Annotated in this window: 11 protein-coding genes; 10 read left to right on the forward strand and 1 reads right to left on the reverse strand. The window is 56.9% G+C overall.

Annotated features, from left to right (window positions below):
• Window positions 1-15: 15 nt before the first annotated feature.
• The 8 genes from OC597_RS22030 (at window position 16) to recD (ending at window position 13,955) form a co-directional block, all read left to right on the forward strand.
• A complete protein-coding gene (locus OC597_RS22030) occupies window positions 16-522 on the forward strand; it encodes a prepilin peptidase-dependent protein (protein WP_262210480.1) in 507 nt (168 codons plus the stop codon).
• The gene (locus OC597_RS22035) at window positions 510-1,088 is read left to right on the forward strand and encodes a prepilin peptidase-dependent protein (RefSeq protein WP_262210481.1); all 579 of its coding nucleotides are present in this window, start codon (window positions 510-512) and stop codon (window positions 1,086-1,088) included. Before OC597_RS22030 ends, OC597_RS22035 begins: the two co-directional genes overlap by 13 nt.
• Window positions 1,085-1,531, forward strand: coding sequence for a YgdB family protein (locus OC597_RS22040; protein ID WP_261425258.1), 447 nt, complete (start codon window positions 1,085-1,087; stop codon window positions 1,529-1,531). Before OC597_RS22035 ends, OC597_RS22040 begins: the two co-directional genes overlap by 4 nt.
• A complete protein-coding gene (locus OC597_RS22045) occupies window positions 1,521-1,895 on the forward strand; it encodes a prepilin-type N-terminal cleavage/methylation domain-containing protein (RefSeq protein ID WP_314733068.1) in 375 nt (124 codons plus the stop codon). Before OC597_RS22040 ends, OC597_RS22045 begins: the two co-directional genes overlap by 11 nt.
• Before the next feature lie 33 nt (window positions 1,896-1,928).
• Complete coding sequence (recC, locus tag OC597_RS22050; RefSeq protein ID WP_262210483.1) at window positions 1,929-5,300, forward strand: exodeoxyribonuclease V subunit gamma; 3,372 nt, start codon at window positions 1,929-1,931, stop codon at window positions 5,298-5,300.
• A gap of 362 nt (window positions 5,301-5,662) precedes the next feature.
• Window positions 5,663-8,551: a pitrilysin gene (gene ptrA, locus OC597_RS22055; protein ID WP_261258813.1), complete on the forward strand. Its 2,889-nt coding sequence runs from the start codon at window positions 5,663-5,665 to the stop codon at window positions 8,549-8,551.
• The gene (gene recB / locus OC597_RS22060; protein WP_262210485.1) at window positions 8,548-12,108 is read left to right on the forward strand and encodes an exodeoxyribonuclease V subunit beta; all 3,561 of its coding nucleotides are present in this window, start codon (window positions 8,548-8,550) and stop codon (window positions 12,106-12,108) included. The genes ptrA and recB overlap by 4 nt, the downstream gene beginning before the upstream one ends.
• Window positions 12,105-13,955 (forward strand): exodeoxyribonuclease V subunit alpha, encoded by a 1,851-nt coding sequence (gene recD, locus OC597_RS22065; RefSeq protein WP_262210486.1) that lies wholly within the window; start codon window positions 12,105-12,107, stop codon window positions 13,953-13,955. The genes recB and recD overlap by 4 nt, the downstream gene beginning before the upstream one ends.
• Window positions 13,956-13,997: 42 nt before the next feature.
• Here the strand turns inward: recD and argA are convergent, their stop codons facing one another.
• Complete coding sequence (gene argA, locus OC597_RS22070) at window positions 13,998-15,323, reverse strand: amino-acid N-acetyltransferase (RefSeq protein WP_261258579.1); 1,326 nt, start codon at window positions 15,321-15,323, stop codon at window positions 13,998-14,000.
• Window positions 15,324-15,563: 240 nt separating this feature from the next.
• Between argA and amiC the strand changes: the two genes are divergently transcribed.
• On the forward strand, window positions 15,564-16,814 hold the full coding sequence (gene amiC, locus OC597_RS22075; RefSeq protein WP_261258577.1) for an N-acetylmuramoyl-L-alanine amidase AmiC: 1,251 nt from the start codon (window positions 15,564-15,566) through the stop codon (window positions 16,812-16,814).
• A 278-nt stretch (window positions 16,815-17,092) separates the two neighbouring features.
• Window positions 17,093-18,436 (forward strand): MFS transporter, encoded by a 1,344-nt coding sequence (locus OC597_RS22080; RefSeq protein ID WP_261425250.1) that lies wholly within the window; start codon window positions 17,093-17,095, stop codon window positions 18,434-18,436.
• Window positions 18,437-18,623 lie beyond the last annotated feature (187 nt).

Consider the following 18,623-nt stretch of genomic DNA (forward strand, 5'->3'; position numbering starts at 1 on the left):
GTTACACTGGCCGGCATGAATGACAAGATGATTTTCAACATTGCGGGCCAGCGCGGCATGACGCTGATTGAGCTGCTGGTGGTGATTACCCTGGCGGGCCTGCTGACCGGTTGGGGCGTTAGCCACTGGCGTCATTATCAGCAGGCCTTGCGGCTGGAGCATACCGCACAGCAACTGCTGGCCTTTCTCACCCGGTTACAGGCGGACGCCAACTGGCGTAATCGCACGGCGCTGCTGGGGTTTAAAACCGGCGATCCCTGGTGCATCGGCAGCGGTCAAACGCCGGTGGATTGTGCAGCGCTCGGCGATGATGTGTTCCGTCCTGACTATCGGGACGTGCAACTGGCGGAGTTTACCCAAAAAGATATCGGGTTTTATGGCTTGCGTAACAATGCCCAGGCCGGGCATATCGTGCTCAGGAATGGTGCCGGCAGCCTGCGCCTGGTGCTGTCTGCCAAGGGGCGGCTACGGCTATGCGGCCAAGACGTGAGCCTGAGGGGGATTGCGGTATGTCAGCCCTAGAGCGCGGTTTTACACTGCCGGAGGTGATGCTGGCACTGACCTTTGGCAGTCTGATTGCGCTGGCTGCGGCTAAAACTTATCCGGTGTTGCGTCAGCACAGTGTCGATGTCGGTCGGCATTATCGGCTGGAGTCGGTGCTGCGGCAGTTAGCCTTTGGCATTGAGAAGGATCTGCGCCGCGCTGGCTTCTGTGCAGGCCAGTGCCAGGGGCAACCCTTGTTGATCGGTCGTGCGGCCGGGGAGGCGGCGGGCAGCTGTGTGATAATTGCCTATGACATCACCCGCAGCGGGCGCTGGGAAACCCTCGGTGCCGACGCCAGCTACTTCGGGTACCGGTTACGGCAAGGCATGCTGGAAGGGCAGAGAGGCGTGAGTCACTGCCGTGGCACCGGCTGGGAGCGTCTGCTCGATAACGACGAAGTGCGCATTGAAACCTTCAGCATCAAGGTGAATGCGGGCGACAGCGGTAAAAACTGGGTGGCGCTGGCCTTGAGTGGCCGTTCAAAAGCGGATAAAGGGATACGGCGCAGCCTGCAGTGGGCGGTTAACATGGCCTCACTGCCATGAAGGCTGGCGGGCAGCAGGGAGGCAGCACCCTGGCGGCAGTAATGATGTTACTGGTGATGGGGTTGATGCTGCTGAATGCTCAGCACCGCCAACTGGACAGTGCTCTGCTGCTGGCCGCCGATGAGAAGCGTTATCTACAGGCTTATAATCAGGCCGCTTCGGCGCTCAGTTGGGGCGTGGTGCAGTCCTGGCCGCGTGGGCGGTTGGTCGCTAATGACTGGTGGTGTCAGCAAACCGGTGAGCTGCGCGCCTGTGCCAAATTATCCTCTCAGGCGGGTATTGTGCTGGTACGTGGTGATGCGCAGATCAGCCATGGGGAACCGTTGCGGTTATACCAACGAACCCAACCTGAAGGCACCGGGGGTGACATCGGGCTGAGGGTGGAAACCGGCGGCTGGCTGGATTTTTGCCCTGAAAAAAAGCAGGTAGACTGTGCGGAGTAACCTGCGCAGCGCGTCCGGTGCAGCGTTATGGCGCCAACGGGGTTTCAGCCTGCCGGAGGTACTGATCGCCGCGTTGCTGTTCGCGGTGTCGTTGCTGGGATTGTTACAGTATCATCAGGTGCTGTTGCAGTCGTTCCAGCGTCAGTGGCAGTATCGACAGGCCTGGTCGTTGGCGCATCAGCAATTGGAAGTTTTCGCCGCTAGCGGGCGTGTGGATGTCGGGCTGCCGCTACCGGGCCCCGGTTGGCAACGTGAGACAGGGTTAAGCACCCCGCAAGCCGGCTGCCAACGGCTGACGGTAAGAATACAAACGCCCCAGCGACAGTGGGCGGAACTCAGTCGTTGGTACTGCATGCGCCCGTGATCCGGCGGATATTTTGTTTTAAGGGAGCTCCCAATGTTTAGGGTTTATCATTCCAATCAGTTGGATTTGCTGAAAACGTTGACCAGCGCGTTGATAGCCAGAGAGCCATTGGCCGATCCTTTTCAACAGGAAGTGGTGCTGGTACAGAGCCCTGGCATGGCGCAGTGGTTACAGATGCAACTGGCAGAACAGTTTGGCATTGCTGCCAACATTGCTTTCCCATTGCCGGCCACCTTCATCTGGGACATGTTCACCCGCGTGTTACCGGGGATCCCGAAAGAGAGCGCCTTCAGCAAAGACGCCATGACCTGGAAGCTGATGTGGCTGTTGCCCGATCAGCTTACCCAACCTGAATTTGCCCCGCTGCAGCATTACCTCACCGACGACGGCGACAAGCGTAAAATTCACCAGCTTGCCGGTCGGGTGGCTGACCTGTTTGACCAATATCTGGTGTATCGCCCGCAATGGCTGGAAAGCTGGCAGCAGGGTGAGCGTGTTGATGAGCTGGCGGAGGCACAGCAATGGCAAGCGCCACTGTGGGCGCGGCTGGTTGAGTACACTCAGGAATTGGGGCAGCCGGAATGGCACCGTGCCAACCTGTATCGCCGTTTTATCAGCGCGTTAGAGAAAGCTGAAACCCCGCCGGCGGGGCTGCCGCCTCGGGTCTTTATCTGCGGTATCTCGGCGTTGCCCCCGGTGTATCTGGAAGCGTTGCAGGCACTGGGCAAGCATATTGATATTCATCTGATGTTCACCAACCCGTGCCGCTACTATTGGGGGGACATTCAGAGCCAGTCATTCCTGGCTAAATTGCAGAGCCGTAAGCGGCAGCATTATCGCGACAAAACGGAATATTCGTTATTCCGGGATCCTGATAATGCCGCCGGGTTGTTTAACGACGCCGGCGAGCAAGACCTGCCAAACCCGCTGCTGGCTTCATGGGGCAAGCTGGGGCGCGACCACCACTTTTTACTCTCGCAGATCGAATCCTCAGAGGAAGTTTTTGCCTTTGTTGATATCCCTGCGGACAATCTGCTGCATGCTATTCAGCACGATATGCTGGAGCTGAAGAACAGTGCGGTTATCGGTACCACACCGGAAACGCTGGAGAGCAGCGTCACTAAACGTCGGCTTGATCCGGCCGATCGCTCGATTAGCCTGCATGCCTGCCACAGCCCGCAGCGTGAGGTGGAAGTACTGCACGATCAGCTGTTGAGCATGCTGGCGGACGATCCTGAGCTGACGCCACGCGATATCATCGTGATGGTGGCGGATATCGACAGCTATACGCCTTATATTCAGGCGGTATTCGGTAATGCTTCCCCCGAACGCTATCTGCCGTTTGCCATCTCTGACCGCAAGGCCAGCCAGGCTCACCCGGCGCTACAGGCGTTTATCTCATTACTGGATCTGCCGCAGAGCCGCTTTACCTCAGAGCAGGTGCTGGCCTTGCTGGAGGTTCCGGCGCTGGCCGCGCGGTTCTCCATTCGGGAGGAAGGGCTGCGCCTGTTGCGCCACTGGGTCGGCGAGTCCGGCGTGCGCTGGGGGCTGGATGACGACAACGTGCGTGAACTGGATCTGCCCGCTACCGGCCAGCACACCTGGCAATTCGGTATTACACGCATGCTGCTGGGTTACGCCATGGACAGCAATGCCGGCGACTGGCAGGGCGTTTTACCCTATGACGAGTCGAGCGGGCTGGTGGCCGAACTGGCCGGGCAACTGGCGGAACTGCTGGCGGCGCTGAGCCGCTGGCGGCAACTGCTGGGGCAGGCGCGTTGTTTGCCGGAGTGGCAGCCACTGTGCCGTCAACTGCTTGAAACCTTCTTTGAACAGGACGGCGAAACGGAAGTGGTGTTGGCGCTGATAGAACAGCAGTGGAACAAGCTGTTTGAGTTTGGGCTGGCGGCGCGCTATCCCGACGAGGTACCGCTGTCTATTCTGCGTGATGAACTGGCGGCGCGTCTCGATCAGGAACGCATCAGCCAACGTTTCCTGGCCGGACAAATCAACTTCTGTACGCTGATGCCCATGCGTTCCATCCCGTTCAAAGTGGTCTGCCTGCTGGGCATGAACGATGGGGTTTATCCGCGCACTTTGCCGCCGCTAGGCTTTGATTTGATGGCGCAACAGGTAAAACGCGGCGACCGCAGCCGTCGTGATGATGACCGCTACCTGTTCCTGGAGGCGATCCTGTCGGCGCAACAACGGTTGTATATCAGCTTTATTGGCCGCTCCATTCAGGATAACAGCGAGCGTTATGCTTCGGTGTTGGTGACCGAACTGCTGGAGTATCTTGAGCAAAGTTATTGCCTGCCGGGCGATGAACATCTGGACGCCGATGGCAGCGCACGACTCGTAGGTAAACACTTGCTTAACTGGCATACACGCATGCCGTTTGCCGCCGAGAATTTCCTGCCCGACACCGAAGATCAAAGCTATGCGGCAGAGTGGTTACCTGCCGCCGATCGGCGCGGCGCGGCGCATCCCGCGTTTAATCAGCCCCTGTTGCCGGATGAAAAAACGCAGATCTCGCTGGACGATTTACTGCGGTTCTACCGCCACCCGATCCGCGCCTTCTTCCAACTGCGATTGGGGGTCAGTTTCATCCTGGAAGAAACCGAACTGCCGGACGAAGAACCCTTCACCCTGGATAATCTCAGCCGCTATCAGTTCAACAGCCAACTGCTGAACACGCTGATTGACGGTGGGGACGCCGCCCGCCTGTTTCAGCGGGTGCGTGCCGCCGGCGGATTACCTTTTGGCCCCTTCGGCGAAATATACTGGCAGAAGCAGCAGGAAGAGATGACCGAGCTGGCCGAACAGGTACGCGCCGAACGTAGTGAAGGGCACAGCCTGGAACTGGATATCGAGATTGCCGGTGTGCGCATCAGCGGCTGGCTACATCAGGTCCAGGACGACGGGCTGCTGCGCTGGCGGCCGTCAACCTTATCGGCAGTCGACGGCATATTGCTATGGCTGGAACATCTGGTGTACTGCTGCGTCGGTGGTAGCGGAGAAAGCCGCATCTACGGACGCAAAGGGGCTGCCTGGCGTTTTGCCGCGTTAAGTGCGCAAGAGGCCCACGAGCAATTGGCTGAACTGGTGGCCGGCTACCAGCGCGGTCTGTGTCAGCCGTTGCTGTTACTGAACAAAAGTGGCTGGGCGTGGCTGAGCCAGTGCTATCAGCCAGAGACGCAGCAGATTGACTGGGATGAAGAGGTGCAAATCAAGGCCCGGGCCAAGTTGCTGCAAACCTGGCAGGGCGATCAGCGTATTCCAGGCGAAGGCGAGGATCCCTATGTGCAACGGGTATTCCGCCAATTAGACAATATTTATTTAGCGCAAATTCTGGCCGAAACAGAGCGTTATCTGTTGCCGGTGGCACGGCATAACCTTGGGTAACAATCCCCCAGTGGTACTGATTGCCCTGAGGTGGTAAAAATAATCAGGGTTATATTCAACTATCGGGGTTAGCTCCGGTCTTACATAACGTACAGGCATATAGACCCGTCGCCTTTCAAGCTGCAGCGTTGTTATCTGCACTCGCTCACCCCAGTTACTTACTCAAGTAAGCGCCTGGGGATGAGCGAGCTGGCCGCCTAGCTGTGCTGTACAGGGATGTACAAATGCCGCGAGCGCATGGACGCGCTAGAGCGGCCAGCTTGAAATTCATAGGGTATGGATTTTGATTGTGTTGTTTTGATGTACGCCGTCAACGTCAGGGATGTGGCGCGACGGCGTCAGAATAGGGGTTCATTTTGGATATGCGCAGACAGTTGGCCCGCATCACCGGGTTAGTATTAGTGGTTATGTTTTGGGCGCCGTTGAGCTGGGCCGCACAGGGATGGCAACCGCTGGCGGAAAAGATCAACAAAAGCGATCACGATCCGCGTCAGTATCAGGCGATCAAGTTGGCGAACGGCATGACCGTGCTGTTGGTTTCCGACGCTCAGGCGCCGAAATCACTGGCGGCGCTGGCGCTGCCGGTCGGCTCGCTGGAAGATCCGAACAGTCAGCTAGGGTTGGCGCACTACCTGGAGCACATGGTGCTGATGGGATCCAAACGCTACCCGCAGGCGGAGAATCTGGCGGAGTTCCTGAAGAAACACGGTGGCAGCCATAATGCCAGCACCGCTTCTTATCGCACCGCGTTCTATCTGGAAGTGGAAAACGACGCGTTGGCCCCGGCGGTAGACCGCATGGCGGACGCTATCGCCGAACCGCTGCTGGAGCCAGGCAATGCCGATCGTGAACGTAACGCGGTTAATGCCGAGCTGACGATGGCGCGTTCACGCGACGGAATGCGCATGGCGCAGGTCGGGGCAGAAACGCTGAACCCGGCGCACCCCAGTGCGCGCTTCTCCGGCGGTAACCTCGATACCTTAAAAGACAAGCCGGGCAGCAAGCTGCACGATGAGCTGACGGCATTCTACCAACGCTATTATTCCGCCAATCTGATGATGGGGGTGCTGTACAGCAACCAGCCATTGCCGGAGCTGGCTGAACTGGCAGCCAAAACTTTTGGCCGCGTGCCTAATCGTGACGCCAGCGTGCCGCCGATCAACGTCCCGGCGGTTACTCCTGAACAGCAGGGCATCATTATTCACTATGTCCCGGCCCAGCCGCGCAAGCAGCTGAAAGTGGAATTCCGTATCGACAATAACAGTGCTGAATTCCGCAGCAAAACCGATACCTACATCAGTTACCTGATTGGCAACCGCAGCCAAAATACCCTGTCTGACTGGCTGCAAAAGCAGGGGTTGGCGGATGCCATCAATGCCGGGGCCGATCCTATGGTGGATCGCAACGGTGGTGTATTCTCAATCAGCGTTTCACTGACCGACAAAGGCTTGGCCAAGCGTGACGAAGTTGTCGCTGCCATCTTTAACTACCTGAAAATGTTGCGCAGCGAAGGCATCAAGCAAAGCTATTTTGATGAGATCTCCCACGTATTGAATCTGGATTTCCGCTACCCGTCGATCACCCGCAATATGGATTACATCGAATGGCTGGTGGATACCATGCTGCGTGTGCCGGTTGAACATACGCTGGATGCGCCTTACCTGGCCGACCGCTATGACGCCAAGGCGATTGCCGAGCGCCTGGACGCCATGACGCCGCAAAATGCGCGGATCTGGTTCGTCAGCCCGAATGAGCCACATAACAAGATGGCTTACTTCGTCAATGCGCCCTATCAGGTCGATAAAATCACCCCGCAGCGCTTTGAACAGTGGCAGCAACTGGGTAAAGGGATCAGCCTGTCGTTACCCACGCTGAATCCGTATATTCCGGATGATTTCAGCCTGACCAAACCTTCGCACGAGTTTAAAAAACCGGAGATGGTGGTCGACCAACCGGGCCTGCGTGTGTTGTACATGCCGAGCCGTTACTTTGCCGACGAGCCGAAGGCCGACGTCACAGTGGCGTTCCGCAATGCAAAAACCATGGATTCTGCGCGCAACCAGGTGCTGTTCTCTTTGACTGACTATCTGGCAGGGATTTCGCTGGATCAACTGAGCTACCAGGCTTCGGTTGGCGGGTTGAGTTTCTCAACTTCGCCGAACAACGGTCTGGAGTTCAACGCCAACGGCTTTACCCAGCGCTTGCCGCAACTGCTGACTTCCCTGATCGAGGGCTACTCGAGCTTTACGCCGACCGAAGATCAACTGGCGCAGGCCAAGTCCTGGTATCTGGAGCAGTTGGACTCCGCCGAGAAGGGTAAAGCGTTTGAGCTGGCGATCCAGCCGGTGCAGATGGTGTCCCGCGTGCCTTACTCCGAACGCAGCGAGCGCCGTGAGGTGCTGAAAACCCTGACGCTGAAAGATGTACTGGCCTACCGCGACAGCCTGTTGGCCGACGCGACGCCGGAGCTGTTGGTGGTGGGGAATATGAGCAAGCAGCAGGTGGATACCCTGGCTTCAACGCTGAAACATCGCCTGGGTTGCACCGGTATCGAATGGTGGCACGGCGAAGACGTCGAAGTGACTAAAAGTCAGTTGGCCAATCTGCAGCGGGCAGGCAGCAGCACCGACTCGGCGTTGGCGGCAGTGTATGTGCCGACCGGCTACGACGAAGTGACCGGCATGGCTTACAGCTCGCTGTTGGGCCAGATTATCCAGCCATGGTTCTACAGCCAACTGCGCACTCAGGAACAACTGGGCTACGCGGTGTTTGCTTTCCCTATGTCCGTGGGCCGTCAGTGGGGGATTGGTTTCCTGCTGCAAAGCAACAGCAAGCAGCCGGCCTATCTGTATCAGCGCTACCAGGATTTCTATCCGAAAACCGAGAAACGCCTGCGTGAGATGAAACCGGCTGACTTCGAACAGTACAAGCAGGCGATGATCAACGAACTGAAGCAGCGTCCGCAAACCCTGAGCGAAGAGGCCGGCCGTTTCGCCAATGACTTCGACCGCGGCAACTTCTCATTCGATACTCGCCATAAGCTGATTGAGCAGATCCAGCAGCTGACACCGACCAAACTGGCGGATTATTTCCATCAGGCGGTGATTAAGCCACAGGGGCTGGCAGTGCTGTCGCAGGTGAGTGGTAGTGGGCAAGAGAAGGCCGATTACGCCGTACAGCCGAACTGGGTGACTTATCCAAATGCCTCTGCGTTGCAGAAAACTATGCCACGCAAGGTGGCGACACCATGACAGAGACCACCCCGCAGCGGCTTGACTCGCTAACGTTGCCGCTGTTTGGCGAACGGCTGATAGAGGCGTCGGCGGGGACCGGTAAAACTTTTACCATTGGTGCGCTGTATCTGCGCCTGCTGCTTGGCCTGGGCCAGGCAGCGGCCTTTCCCCGACCGCTGACGGTAGAGGAGATCCTGGTGGTGACCTTTACCGAGGCCGCCACCGAGGAGCTGCGCGGGCGTATCCGTAGCAATATTCATGGATTACGCATTGCCTGCGTGCGCGGTAAAAAAGCTAAATGTGATAACCCATTATTTGTTTCGTTGATGGCGGAAATTGACGATCTGCCCGATGCCGCCGCACAGCTGCTGGCTGCCGAACGGCAGATGGATGAAGCGGCAATCTACACCATCCACGGTTTTTGCCAGCGCATGTTGACCCATAACGCCTTCGAGTCCGGCATTCTGTTTGAACAAACGCTGGTGCAGGATGAATTGCCGCTACGCCGTCAGGCCTGTGCGGACTTTTGGCGCCGTCATTGTTATCCGTTACCGCTGGGCGTCGCCCGGGCGGTGAATCAGGAGTGGAGTGGTCCGGAAGCGCTACTGGCCGATCTTTCCGGTTATTTGCACGGCGAAGCGCCAATGCTGCGTCGGCCACCGAAGGATGAAGAAACCGTGCTGATGCGCCATGAGCAGATTGTGGCGCGCATTGACGCCATCAAAGCGCAGTGGCTGGCAGCAGCGGGCGATCTGGAAGCGTTGATCAGCCAGTCCGGCGTAGATAAGCGCAGTTACAGCAGCAAGCACCTGCCCAACTGGCTGCATAAGGTGGGTGAATGGGTAGTGCTGGAAACTCAGGACTATCAACTGCCGAAAGAGCTGGATAAATTCCGCCAGTCGGTACTGCTGGATAAAACCAAAAAAGGCGAGCCGCCACGGCATGCGCTGTTTGTGGCGATCGACGAACTGTTCGATGAACCGCTGACGTTACGTGACTTGATCATGGCACGGGCGTTGAGCGAGATTCGGCTGTCCATTCAGCAGGAGAAGCGCCAGCGCGCCGAACTGGGCTTTGATGACCTGTTAAGCCGACTGGATAGCGCATTGCAGAGTGACGGTGGCGAACGGTTGGCGCAGGCGATCCGCCAGCGTTACCCGGTAGCGATGATCGATGAGTTCCAGGATACCGATCCCCAACAATACCGCATCTTCCAAAAACTCTATGTCGGCAGGCCAGAATGCGGCCTGCTGCTGATCGGCGACCCCAAGCAGGCAATTTACGCCTTCCGCGGTGCCGACATCTTTACCTATATGCGCGCCCGTTCAGAGGTAAGCGCCCACTATACGCTTGAAACCAACTGGCGCTCGTCCCCGGCGATGGTGGGCAGCGTTAACCATCTGTTTGCTCAGGTGGAAAAACCCTTCCTGTTCGGCCAAATTCCCTTTATTGAAGTGGCCGCCGCCGAGAAAAACCGGGGGTTGGCATTTGAGCTGCAAAACCAGCCTCAGCCAGCGATGCAGTTTTGGCTGCAGCAAGGGGAAGGTGTTGGCGTTAGTGAGTACCAACAACTGATGGCACGCCTGTGCGCCACGCAAATCCGCGATTGGCTCAGTGCCGGGCAAGACCAGCAGGCCTGGCTGGTGGACGGCGAAAAGCGGCGGGCAGTAGAAGCGTCAGACATTACCGTACTGGTGCGCAGCCGCAATGAGGCGGCGTTAGTGCGTGATGCCCTGGGTGCGCTGGCCATACCTTCGGTTTATCTATCCAACCGCGACAGCGTATTCGATACGCCAGAAGCCAAAGATCTGCTGTGGCTGCTGCAGGCGGTGCTGGCACCGGAGCAGGAACGCACGCTGCGCAGTGCCATGGCGACCGGGCTGATGGGGCTGGACGCACCAACGCTGGACGGATTGAACCAGGATGAGCGCGCCTGGGATGCGCTGGTCAGTGAGTTCGACAGATACCGAACGCTCTGGCTGCGCCGCGGCGTGTTGCCGATGCTGCGTGAAGTGATGAATCAGCGTCATCTGGCGGAAAACCTGTTGGCCAGCCTCGGTGGTGAGCGTCGGTTAACCGACGTGATGCATTTGGGGGAACTGTTGCAGGAGGCCTCCGCACAGCTCGACAGCGAACATGCGCTGGTGCGTTGGCTGGCACAGCAGATTTCCCAGCCCAATCGACAGTCCGATAACCAGCAACTGCGGCTGGAAAGCGACCGACATCTGGTGCAGGTAATCACCATCCATAAATCTAAAGGGCTGGAGTTCGATCTGGTGTGGTTGCCGTTCGTCGGCAATTTCCGCCAGCAGCAGCAGGTGCTGTACCACGATCGCCAGAGTTTCCAGGCCTTGCTGGATCTCAATGCCGATGAACAAAGTCTCGAATGGGCGGAGGAGGAACGGCTGGCAGAAGATCTACGTCTGCTGTATGTCGCGCTAACCCGTTCGGTATACCACTGCAGTATTGGCATTGCACCGTTGATTCAAGGCACCCGCAAGAAACAGGGTGATACCGATTTACATCGCAGCGCGCTGGGTTATCTGGTGCAGTCCGGCCAGGCGGGTGATGCGGCTTATCTGCAGCAATGCCTGCAACAGCTGGCTGGAGAAGGCGTTGCGCTGTCGCTGGTGGAAACCCTGGACGAGCAGCCCTGGCTGCCGCAAACGCCGGCCTTGACCGAGCTGGCGGCGAAGCACTTCTCGCGTCAGGTACAGGATTTCTGGCGGGTGACCAGTTATACCGGCCTGCAACAACATGGCGCGGGCCTGATGCAGGATTTGTTGCCACGGTTGGATGTCGATGCCGCCGGCGAGAAAGCCCAGGAAAGTGAGCCAGCGCTCACACCGCATACCTTCCCACGGGGGGCCGGTCCGGGGACCTTCCTGCACAGTCTGTTTGAAACCCTCGATTTTACCCAACCGCTCGATGAGGCGTGGTTGCTGGAGCAGTTGCAACAACAAGGGTTTGCCGAGCACTGGCAACCGATACTGTTGGCGTGGATGCAGGTGTTGTTGAACACGCCGCTTAATGATACCGGTGTCATGTTGTCGGCGCTGGCACCGCAGCATAAACAGGCCGAACTGCAGTTTTATCTGCCGATCGGGCAGCTGTTGCAGGCGCATGAGCTGGATGGGTTGGTGAAAAGCTACGATCCCCTTTCTGCTCGCTGCCCTGAATTGGATTTCCAACAGGTGCAGGGGATGCTGAAAGGGTTTATCGACCTGGTATTCTGCTGGCAGGGGAAATACTACCTGCTGGACTACAAATCCAACTGGCTGGGTGAAGACAGCAGTGCCTATACCCAACCGGCGATGGCGCAGGCGATGGCGGAACACCGTTATGACCTGCAATACCAGCTATACACCTTGGCGCTGCACCGCTATCTGCGCCATCGGTTGCCGGATTATGATTATCAGCGGCACTTCGGCGGGGTGATTTATCTGTTCCTGCGCGGTGTGGATGCACAGCATCCGGGTAATGGCATTTTCGCCTGCCGCCCGGAGGCGCAATTGGTGGAAGGCATGGACTTGTTATTCAGCGGTGAGGCTCTTGTGGCAGAGGATGAATCATGATCGCGCTACTGGAACAGGCGCAGGCACTCGGCGTGTTGCGCCCGCTGGACCTGCAGTTCGCCCGTGTGGTGGCCGGGAGCGACGAGCCGGAGATGCTGCTGGCTGCGGCCTGCCTCAGCGCAGAGGCCGGTGCGGGTCATGTCTGTCTGATGCTGGAACAGCTGTTGCCGGAAAATCTCTTTGACGGACGTCAGCCGGAGCTGGCACAGGCCGCATGGTTGGCGGCAGGGCAGTTGGATGTGGCCGGTTGGCAGCAGCGTCTGTCGGCTAGTGCGGCGGTGGGCGATGGCAGTACCGCGATGCCGATGGTGTTGCAACAACAACGATTGTATCTGCAGCGCATGTGGCAGAACGAGGGTGAGGTTGCCGAGTTTATCAGTGGCGACAGCCTGCCTCAGGCGGTTGAAGAAGCCGAGCTGCGCACCATTCTCGACCAATTATTTGGCGAAGCGACCGATGAACCCGACTGGCAGAAAATTGCGGCGGCAGTGGCCGCTACGCGACGTATTGCGGTGATTTCTGGTGGGCCGGGCACCGGTAAGACCACCACGGTCGCCAAATTACTGGCTGCGTTGGTGCAGCTTGCCGAGGGCCGTCGTTTACGTATCCAGTTGGCGGCGCCTACCGGCAAAGCGGCGGCGCGTTTAACGGAATCGTTAGGCAGCGCAGGTAAACAACTGGCATTAACCCCGGAGCAGCGTGCGCTGTTCCCCACCGAAGCCTCCACGCTCCATCGTCTGCTGGGCGCTCAGCCCAACAGTCAGCGCATGCGTTATCACAGTGGCAATCGACTGCATCTGGATGTCCTGGTGGTCGATGAGGCCTCAATGGTCGACTTGCCAATGATGGCGCGTTTGATTGCCGCCTTGCCCGCTCAGGCGCGGGTGATCTTCCTGGGCGATCGCGATCAACTGGCTTCGGTAGAGGCCGGGGCGGTACTGGGAGATATTTGCCGCTTTGCCGAGCAAGGTTACAGCGTGGCGCGCGCAGAGCAACTCTCTCGACTGACCGGCTGCCTGTTGCAGGGAGAAAGTGCCCAAGCGGAGGCCGTAGTGCGCGACAGTCTGTGTCTGCTGCGCAAAAGCTATCGCTTTGATGCCAACTCGGGCATTGGCCAACTGGCCTCTGCGGTAAATACCGGTAATGGCAAGCTTGCACTGGCGGCACTCGACGGCCGTTTCAGTGATGTTAGCGGTTATCCGTTGGCGGAAACGCAAGACTATCAGGCGCTGCTGGATGCCTGCGTGACGGGCTATCGTGATTATCTGCGGCAGGTGGTCGCAGGTGCGGACGCGGTGGCGGTGCTGGCGGCGTTTGGTCGTTTCCAGGTGCTGTGTGCGCTGCGAGAGGGGCCCTTCGGTATTGCCGGGTTAAATGAACGCATTGAGACAGGGCTGCAACGCGCCGGTCTGATCCAACGCAAGCCGGGGGCAGCAGGGCGTTGGTATTCCGGCCGTCCGGTGATGATTGGTCGTAATGACAGCGCTTTGGGGCTGTTTAACGGCGATATCGGCATTGCCTTGCGGGATGAGACCGGTGAGCTACGTGTTCACTTCCAACTGCCGGGCGGCAGCATTAAGTCGGTGCAGCCGAGCCGTTTACCGGCGCATGAAACCGCTTATGCAATGACGGTGCACAAGTCGCAGGGCTCGGAGTTTGATCACACGGTGCTGGTGTTGCCCAATCATTTCTTGCCGGTGCTGACGCGTGAATTGGTGTACACCGCGATCACCCGTGCTCGCAGGCAGCTTTCGTTGTATGCCATTGATGCGGTATTGATGCGAGCCATTCGAACCCCTACCCAGCGTCGTAGCGGGTTGGCGGAGCGGTTGCAGATCACTGCCTGAGTGATAATGAGCAGGGGCGCAGCATGCTGCGCCCACAAAGGATTACAGGTCCGCCAGCAGAATTTTGGAGCGGCGTTGATAGTTGTACAGCGCCTGTTTCTCAACCGGCAGCACGTCGACTTCCGCCGGTGTGAAACCACGCTCCTGGAACCAGTGGATGCTGCGCGTGGTCAGGACGAACAGTTTACGCAGGCCCATCTGGCGTGCCTGGCTCTCCACCCGCTGTAACAGCATTTCCCCCCGTGACGAACTGCGGTAGTCGGGATGAACCGCAACGCAGGCCATCTCGCCGATTTTCTCTTCCGGGAACGGATACAATGCCGCACAGGCGATGGTCAGGTTATCGCGCTCAATAATGGTGAACTTGTCGATCTCCATCTCCAATTGTTCACGTGAGCGACGCACCAAAATACCCTGTTGCTCAAGAGGGCGGATTAGCTCGAGGATGCCACCGATGTCGTTAATCGTCGCCCGGCGCACCTGTTCAGCGCTCTCCATAACGATCTGGGTGCCGATACCATCGCGTGAGAACAGTTCCTGTACCAGCGCACCGTCTTCCTGATAGCTGATCAGATGGCTGCGGCGTACACCGCTGCGACAGGCCTTCACTGCGCCGCGCAGGAAGCGCACGGTGCCAGAGTGGTAGTCGCCGTTCTCTTCCAGTTCTTCAATGCGTTTTTGCGCGTCGTTGGGGAACAGTTCGGAAATGATGGTGCCTTCCTGATTGGTCACCCCCTGCGATGAACAGAAGCCGATCATTTTCTCGGCCTTCAGCTTGATAGCCAACTGGGTCGCCACTTCTTCAGAGGTCAGGTTGAAGCTTTCGCCGGTGACGGAAACGGCAACCGGGCCAATCAGCACGATGGCGTTACTGTCGAGCTGACGGTGGATGGCTTCTTCATCAATACGGCGAATGCGGCCGCTGTGGCAGTAGTCCACACCGTCATCAATTCCTAACGGCTGGGCGATGATAAAGTTGCCGCTGACCACGTTGATATGCGCGCCCTGTAATGGCGTGTTGTTGAGGCTCATTGACAGCCGGGCGGTGATATCCAGTTGCAGCAGACCCGCCGCCTGTTTAACCAGCTCCAGCGTATGGGCGTCGGTGACGCGGGTATGCTTGTGATAAATCGGTTCGAGATTATGCTGTGCCAGATTGACGTCAATCTGCGGCCGCGCGCCATAAACCACCACCAAACGGATCCCCAGACTATGCAGTAGCCCAATATCGTTAACGATGTTGGCAAAGTTCTCATGTTCTATGGCTTCCCCACCCAGCATAACGACAAACGTCTTGCCACGGTGGGCATTGATATAGGGAACTGAGTGACGGAATCCTTGGACCAGCTCTGTACTACGTTCCTTCACGGCCAAACCTCATTTGCATATTTATACGATATTTTTGTATTTTTATTCTTTTATGGCCCTGATGGCAAGTGAGAAATTGTCTCTATTTCTTTGCCAGGGGCGTTGAGTCGTTAATAAATTGAAAAACCATAAAAAGATTTTCTGATGACAGCGCCGGAATGATTGGTTAAAGTTTTCGGCATTCCTATTTGACCGGTGTTTTTTTCATCTGTTTTAATCTGTTACCACTGCCGGAGTCGCATGCCAAACTCAAATCACAATCTGGGCCGCCGTCGTTTATTGCAGGGGGTTGCCGCAAGCTGGTTGCTGAGTGTGAGTCGCGTTGGCGTCGCCGCCTCATCGCATGTCATCGCCGTACGTGTCTGGCCTTCCTCCACCTATACCCGGGTGACGCTCGAATCTAACGTTGAACTGAAATATAAGCAGTTTGCGCTGACCAATCCCGACCGCGTGGTGGTGGATATCGAGGGCGTGCAGTTGAATAGCGTGCTGAAGGGCATTGTTGGCCAGGTACGTGCCGACGATCCCTACCTGAAACAGGCGCGCGTCGGTCAGTTTGATCAAAATACCGTCCGGCTGGTGCTGGAGCTTAAACGCAGCGTCAGCCCGCACATGTTTACCCTGGCGCCGGTGCCGGAATACCGCAATCGTCTGGTGATGGACTTGTATCCGAGCAAGGGCGGCAGTGGCGAAGATTATGATCCGCTGTTGGCGTTACTGGAAGATTACAACAAGGGCGACCTTGAGCGTACCTTGCCGGCGGAAGCGCCACAGGCCGGTAAGGCAGGGCGCGATCGACCTATTGTCATCATGCTGGATCCCGGTCATGGCGGCGAAGATCCAGGGGCGATTGGTAAATTCAAAACGCGTGAAAAAGACATCGTATTGCAGATTGCCCGCAGGCTAAGCACGCTAATCAAGCGTGAGCCGAACATGAAAGTGTTTATGACGCGCAATGAAGACGTGTTCATTCCGCTGAAGGTGAGGGTGGCGAAGGCGCGTAAGCAACGTGCTGACCTGTTTGTGTCGATCCACGCCGATGCCTTTACCAGCCGGGCCGCGCGTGGCTCGTCGGTATTTGCCTTGTCGACCAAAGGCGCCACCAGTTCGGCGGCGAAGTTCCTGGCGCAGACCCAGAACGAATCGGATCAAATTGGCGGCGTCAGCAAAAGTGGTGACCGCTATCTGGATCACACCATGTTTGATCTGATACAAACCGCGACCATCAATGACAGCCTGAAATTCGGTAAGGAAGTGCTGAACCGAATGGGCAAAATCAACCGTTTGCACAAGAATCGGGTCGATCAGGCCGGTTTTGCGGTATTAAAAGCGCCGGACATCCCTTCGATTCTGGTTGAGACAGCGTTTATTAGCAACATAGAAGAAGAGCGCAAGCTGCGCACTACGCATTTCCAGCAGCAGGTGGCGGAATCTATTTTGGCGGGTATCAAGGCGTACTTTGCCAACGGTGGCGCTGTCGCACGCAGATAATTATAGATAGAGTAGGCCCCACACCTTTCAGTGAAACCGTTTTGTTATCCGCTCATTGGCCGTATCCGAGACAGTGAGCGGCCGCAACTGTCGTTACTTCCCATCTAAATCCCTATGCAAACAGCGAGTTCGCTAGCCGCCTGGCCGGCAAAACCGCAAATTTTCGTTTGTCGATAAGCTCATGCGCTCAAAAATCAGTTTCGAACATTGACAGTGATTAAAAAATATATTTTATTAAAAAATATATTTTTTTGTGTCGTGTCGAAAAAGGATCTCCCATGCCAGCGTCTGTAAATGAAGGAAAGCAGAGTATCCAGAATATGGTTGATAGAGTGGGGACGCGTCGCGGCCAGCTCTTTTTGCTGACTCTGTGTGCGCTTTGTCTGATGTGTGATGGTTTTGATATCCAGGCTATGGGGTATGCCGCACCAGCAATTCGAGATGCATGGTCGCTTGAAACGGCTTTGCTGGGTCCGGTATTTAGCGCCGGTTTGGCCGGCATTGCCATTGGGGGTTTTGCACTTGGGTGGCTGGCCGACAGGATCGGCCGAAGGCCGTCCATCATTTCTGCCACACTAATTTTTGGCGTGTTCACTCTTTGTTCGGCCTTTGCCCAGAATATTAATCAACTTATGGTGTTTCGTTTCCTTGCCGGCATAGCCTTAGGGGGCGTCATGCCAAATTGCATTGCGCTGGTGGTCGAATATAGCCCCTTACGGCAGCGTGCGACTTATATCACCACCATAAGCTGCTTTTTTGCTATTGGCGGCGGGCTTGGCGGCATTGCCGCTGCCTTACTGATCCCACTATTCGGCTGGCGAGCCGTTTTTATGCTCGGCGGTCTTGTGCCTATTATCTTGGCGATTTCAATGTGGGTGTACCTGCCGGAATCGGCACAATGGATGTTGAGGTGTGGAAAAGGGGAAAAGGCGATTCGTTCCACCTTGCGTAAAGTGTTTTCAGAGCAGCAAGTACTGAGTGTTGACCTTTCCGTCGGTCATGTTGGCACGGCGCGAGCCAAGGCAACGGTAGTTGATCTCTTCAGCGACAATCGAGCCACCTTCACACTGCTACTTTGGCTGGTGAACTTTATGAATCTTATCGATCTCTACTTTTTGGCCAACTGGTTGCCAACCCTTATTAAAGACGCCGGTCTATCGCTGGAAATAGCCAATTTGGCAACGGGAGCATTACAGTTTGGCGGAGTTTTGGGTACCCTGGCGCTTGGCCGTCTCATTGACAAATTGGGTGCTTACACGGTACTCATCACCGGTTTTTCGATCGCCGCCCTTTCAATAGCCGCCATCGGTTTTGATCCGAAAAACCTGCTCATGCTTTTCAGCTCCGTCTTCGTCACGGGAATTTTCGTCGTCGGGGGTATGCCGGGGGTGAATACGCTTTCGGCGAATGGTTATCCAACATTTTTGCGTTCAACCGGCGTGGGCTGGGGATTGGGGATTGGGCGGGGGGCTTCTATGCTCGGCCCGTTATTGGGTGCTGCGTTGATTGCCCGGCATTGGATAGCTTCCGACTTGTTGTTGCTTGCGGCCGTGCCAGCGGTGATATCTGCATTGGCCGTATGGGGCATGTGGCTACAAAAACGCGAAAGCCATTATGATTGATAAGCGGGACTTTGGTTTGGTGTCATTTACGTGCGGGATGGTTCTGTCCGATTGCGATGAATCCGCTCTTGGCGGATTTCAGATACAAAAAAACACCCGTTAAGGTGCTTATCTGTAGTCATTAAGATTGGTTGCGGGGGCCGGATTTGAACCGACGACCTTCGGGTTATGAGCCCGACGAGCTACC

It is taken from the genome of Serratia proteamaculans (assembly GCF_946227095.1).
In the GTDB taxonomy this organism is placed as follows: Bacteria; Pseudomonadota; Gammaproteobacteria; order Enterobacterales; family Enterobacteriaceae; genus Serratia; species Serratia proteamaculans_E.

Bases quoted from the DNA above. Each gene is read 5' to 3' on its own strand.
- OC597_RS22035 (WP_262210481.1), top strand. From the start codon at position 510: ATGTCAGCCCTAGAGCGCGGTTTTACACTGCCGGAGGTGATGCTGGCA.
- recB (WP_262210485.1), top strand. From the start codon at position 8,548: ATGACAGAGACCACCCCGCAGCGGCTTGACTCGCTAACGTTGCCGCTG.
- OC597_RS22040 (WP_261425258.1), top strand. From the start codon at position 1,085: ATGAAGGCTGGCGGGCAGCAGGGAGGCAGCACCCTGGCGGCAGTAATG.
- amiC (WP_261258577.1), top strand. From the start codon at position 15,564: ATGCCAAACTCAAATCACAATCTGGGCCGCCGTCGTTTATTGCAGGGG.
- recD (WP_262210486.1), top strand. From the start codon at position 12,105: ATGATCGCGCTACTGGAACAGGCGCAGGCACTCGGCGTGTTGCGCCCG.
- recC (WP_262210483.1), top strand. From the start codon at position 1,929: ATGTTTAGGGTTTATCATTCCAATCAGTTGGATTTGCTGAAAACGTTG.
- OC597_RS22030 (WP_262210480.1), top strand. From the start codon at position 16: ATGAATGACAAGATGATTTTCAACATTGCGGGCCAGCGCGGCATGACG.
- OC597_RS22080 (WP_261425250.1), top strand. From the start codon at position 17,093: ATGCCAGCGTCTGTAAATGAAGGAAAGCAGAGTATCCAGAATATGGTT.
- ptrA (WP_261258813.1), top strand. From the start codon at position 5,663: ATGCGCAGACAGTTGGCCCGCATCACCGGGTTAGTATTAGTGGTTATG.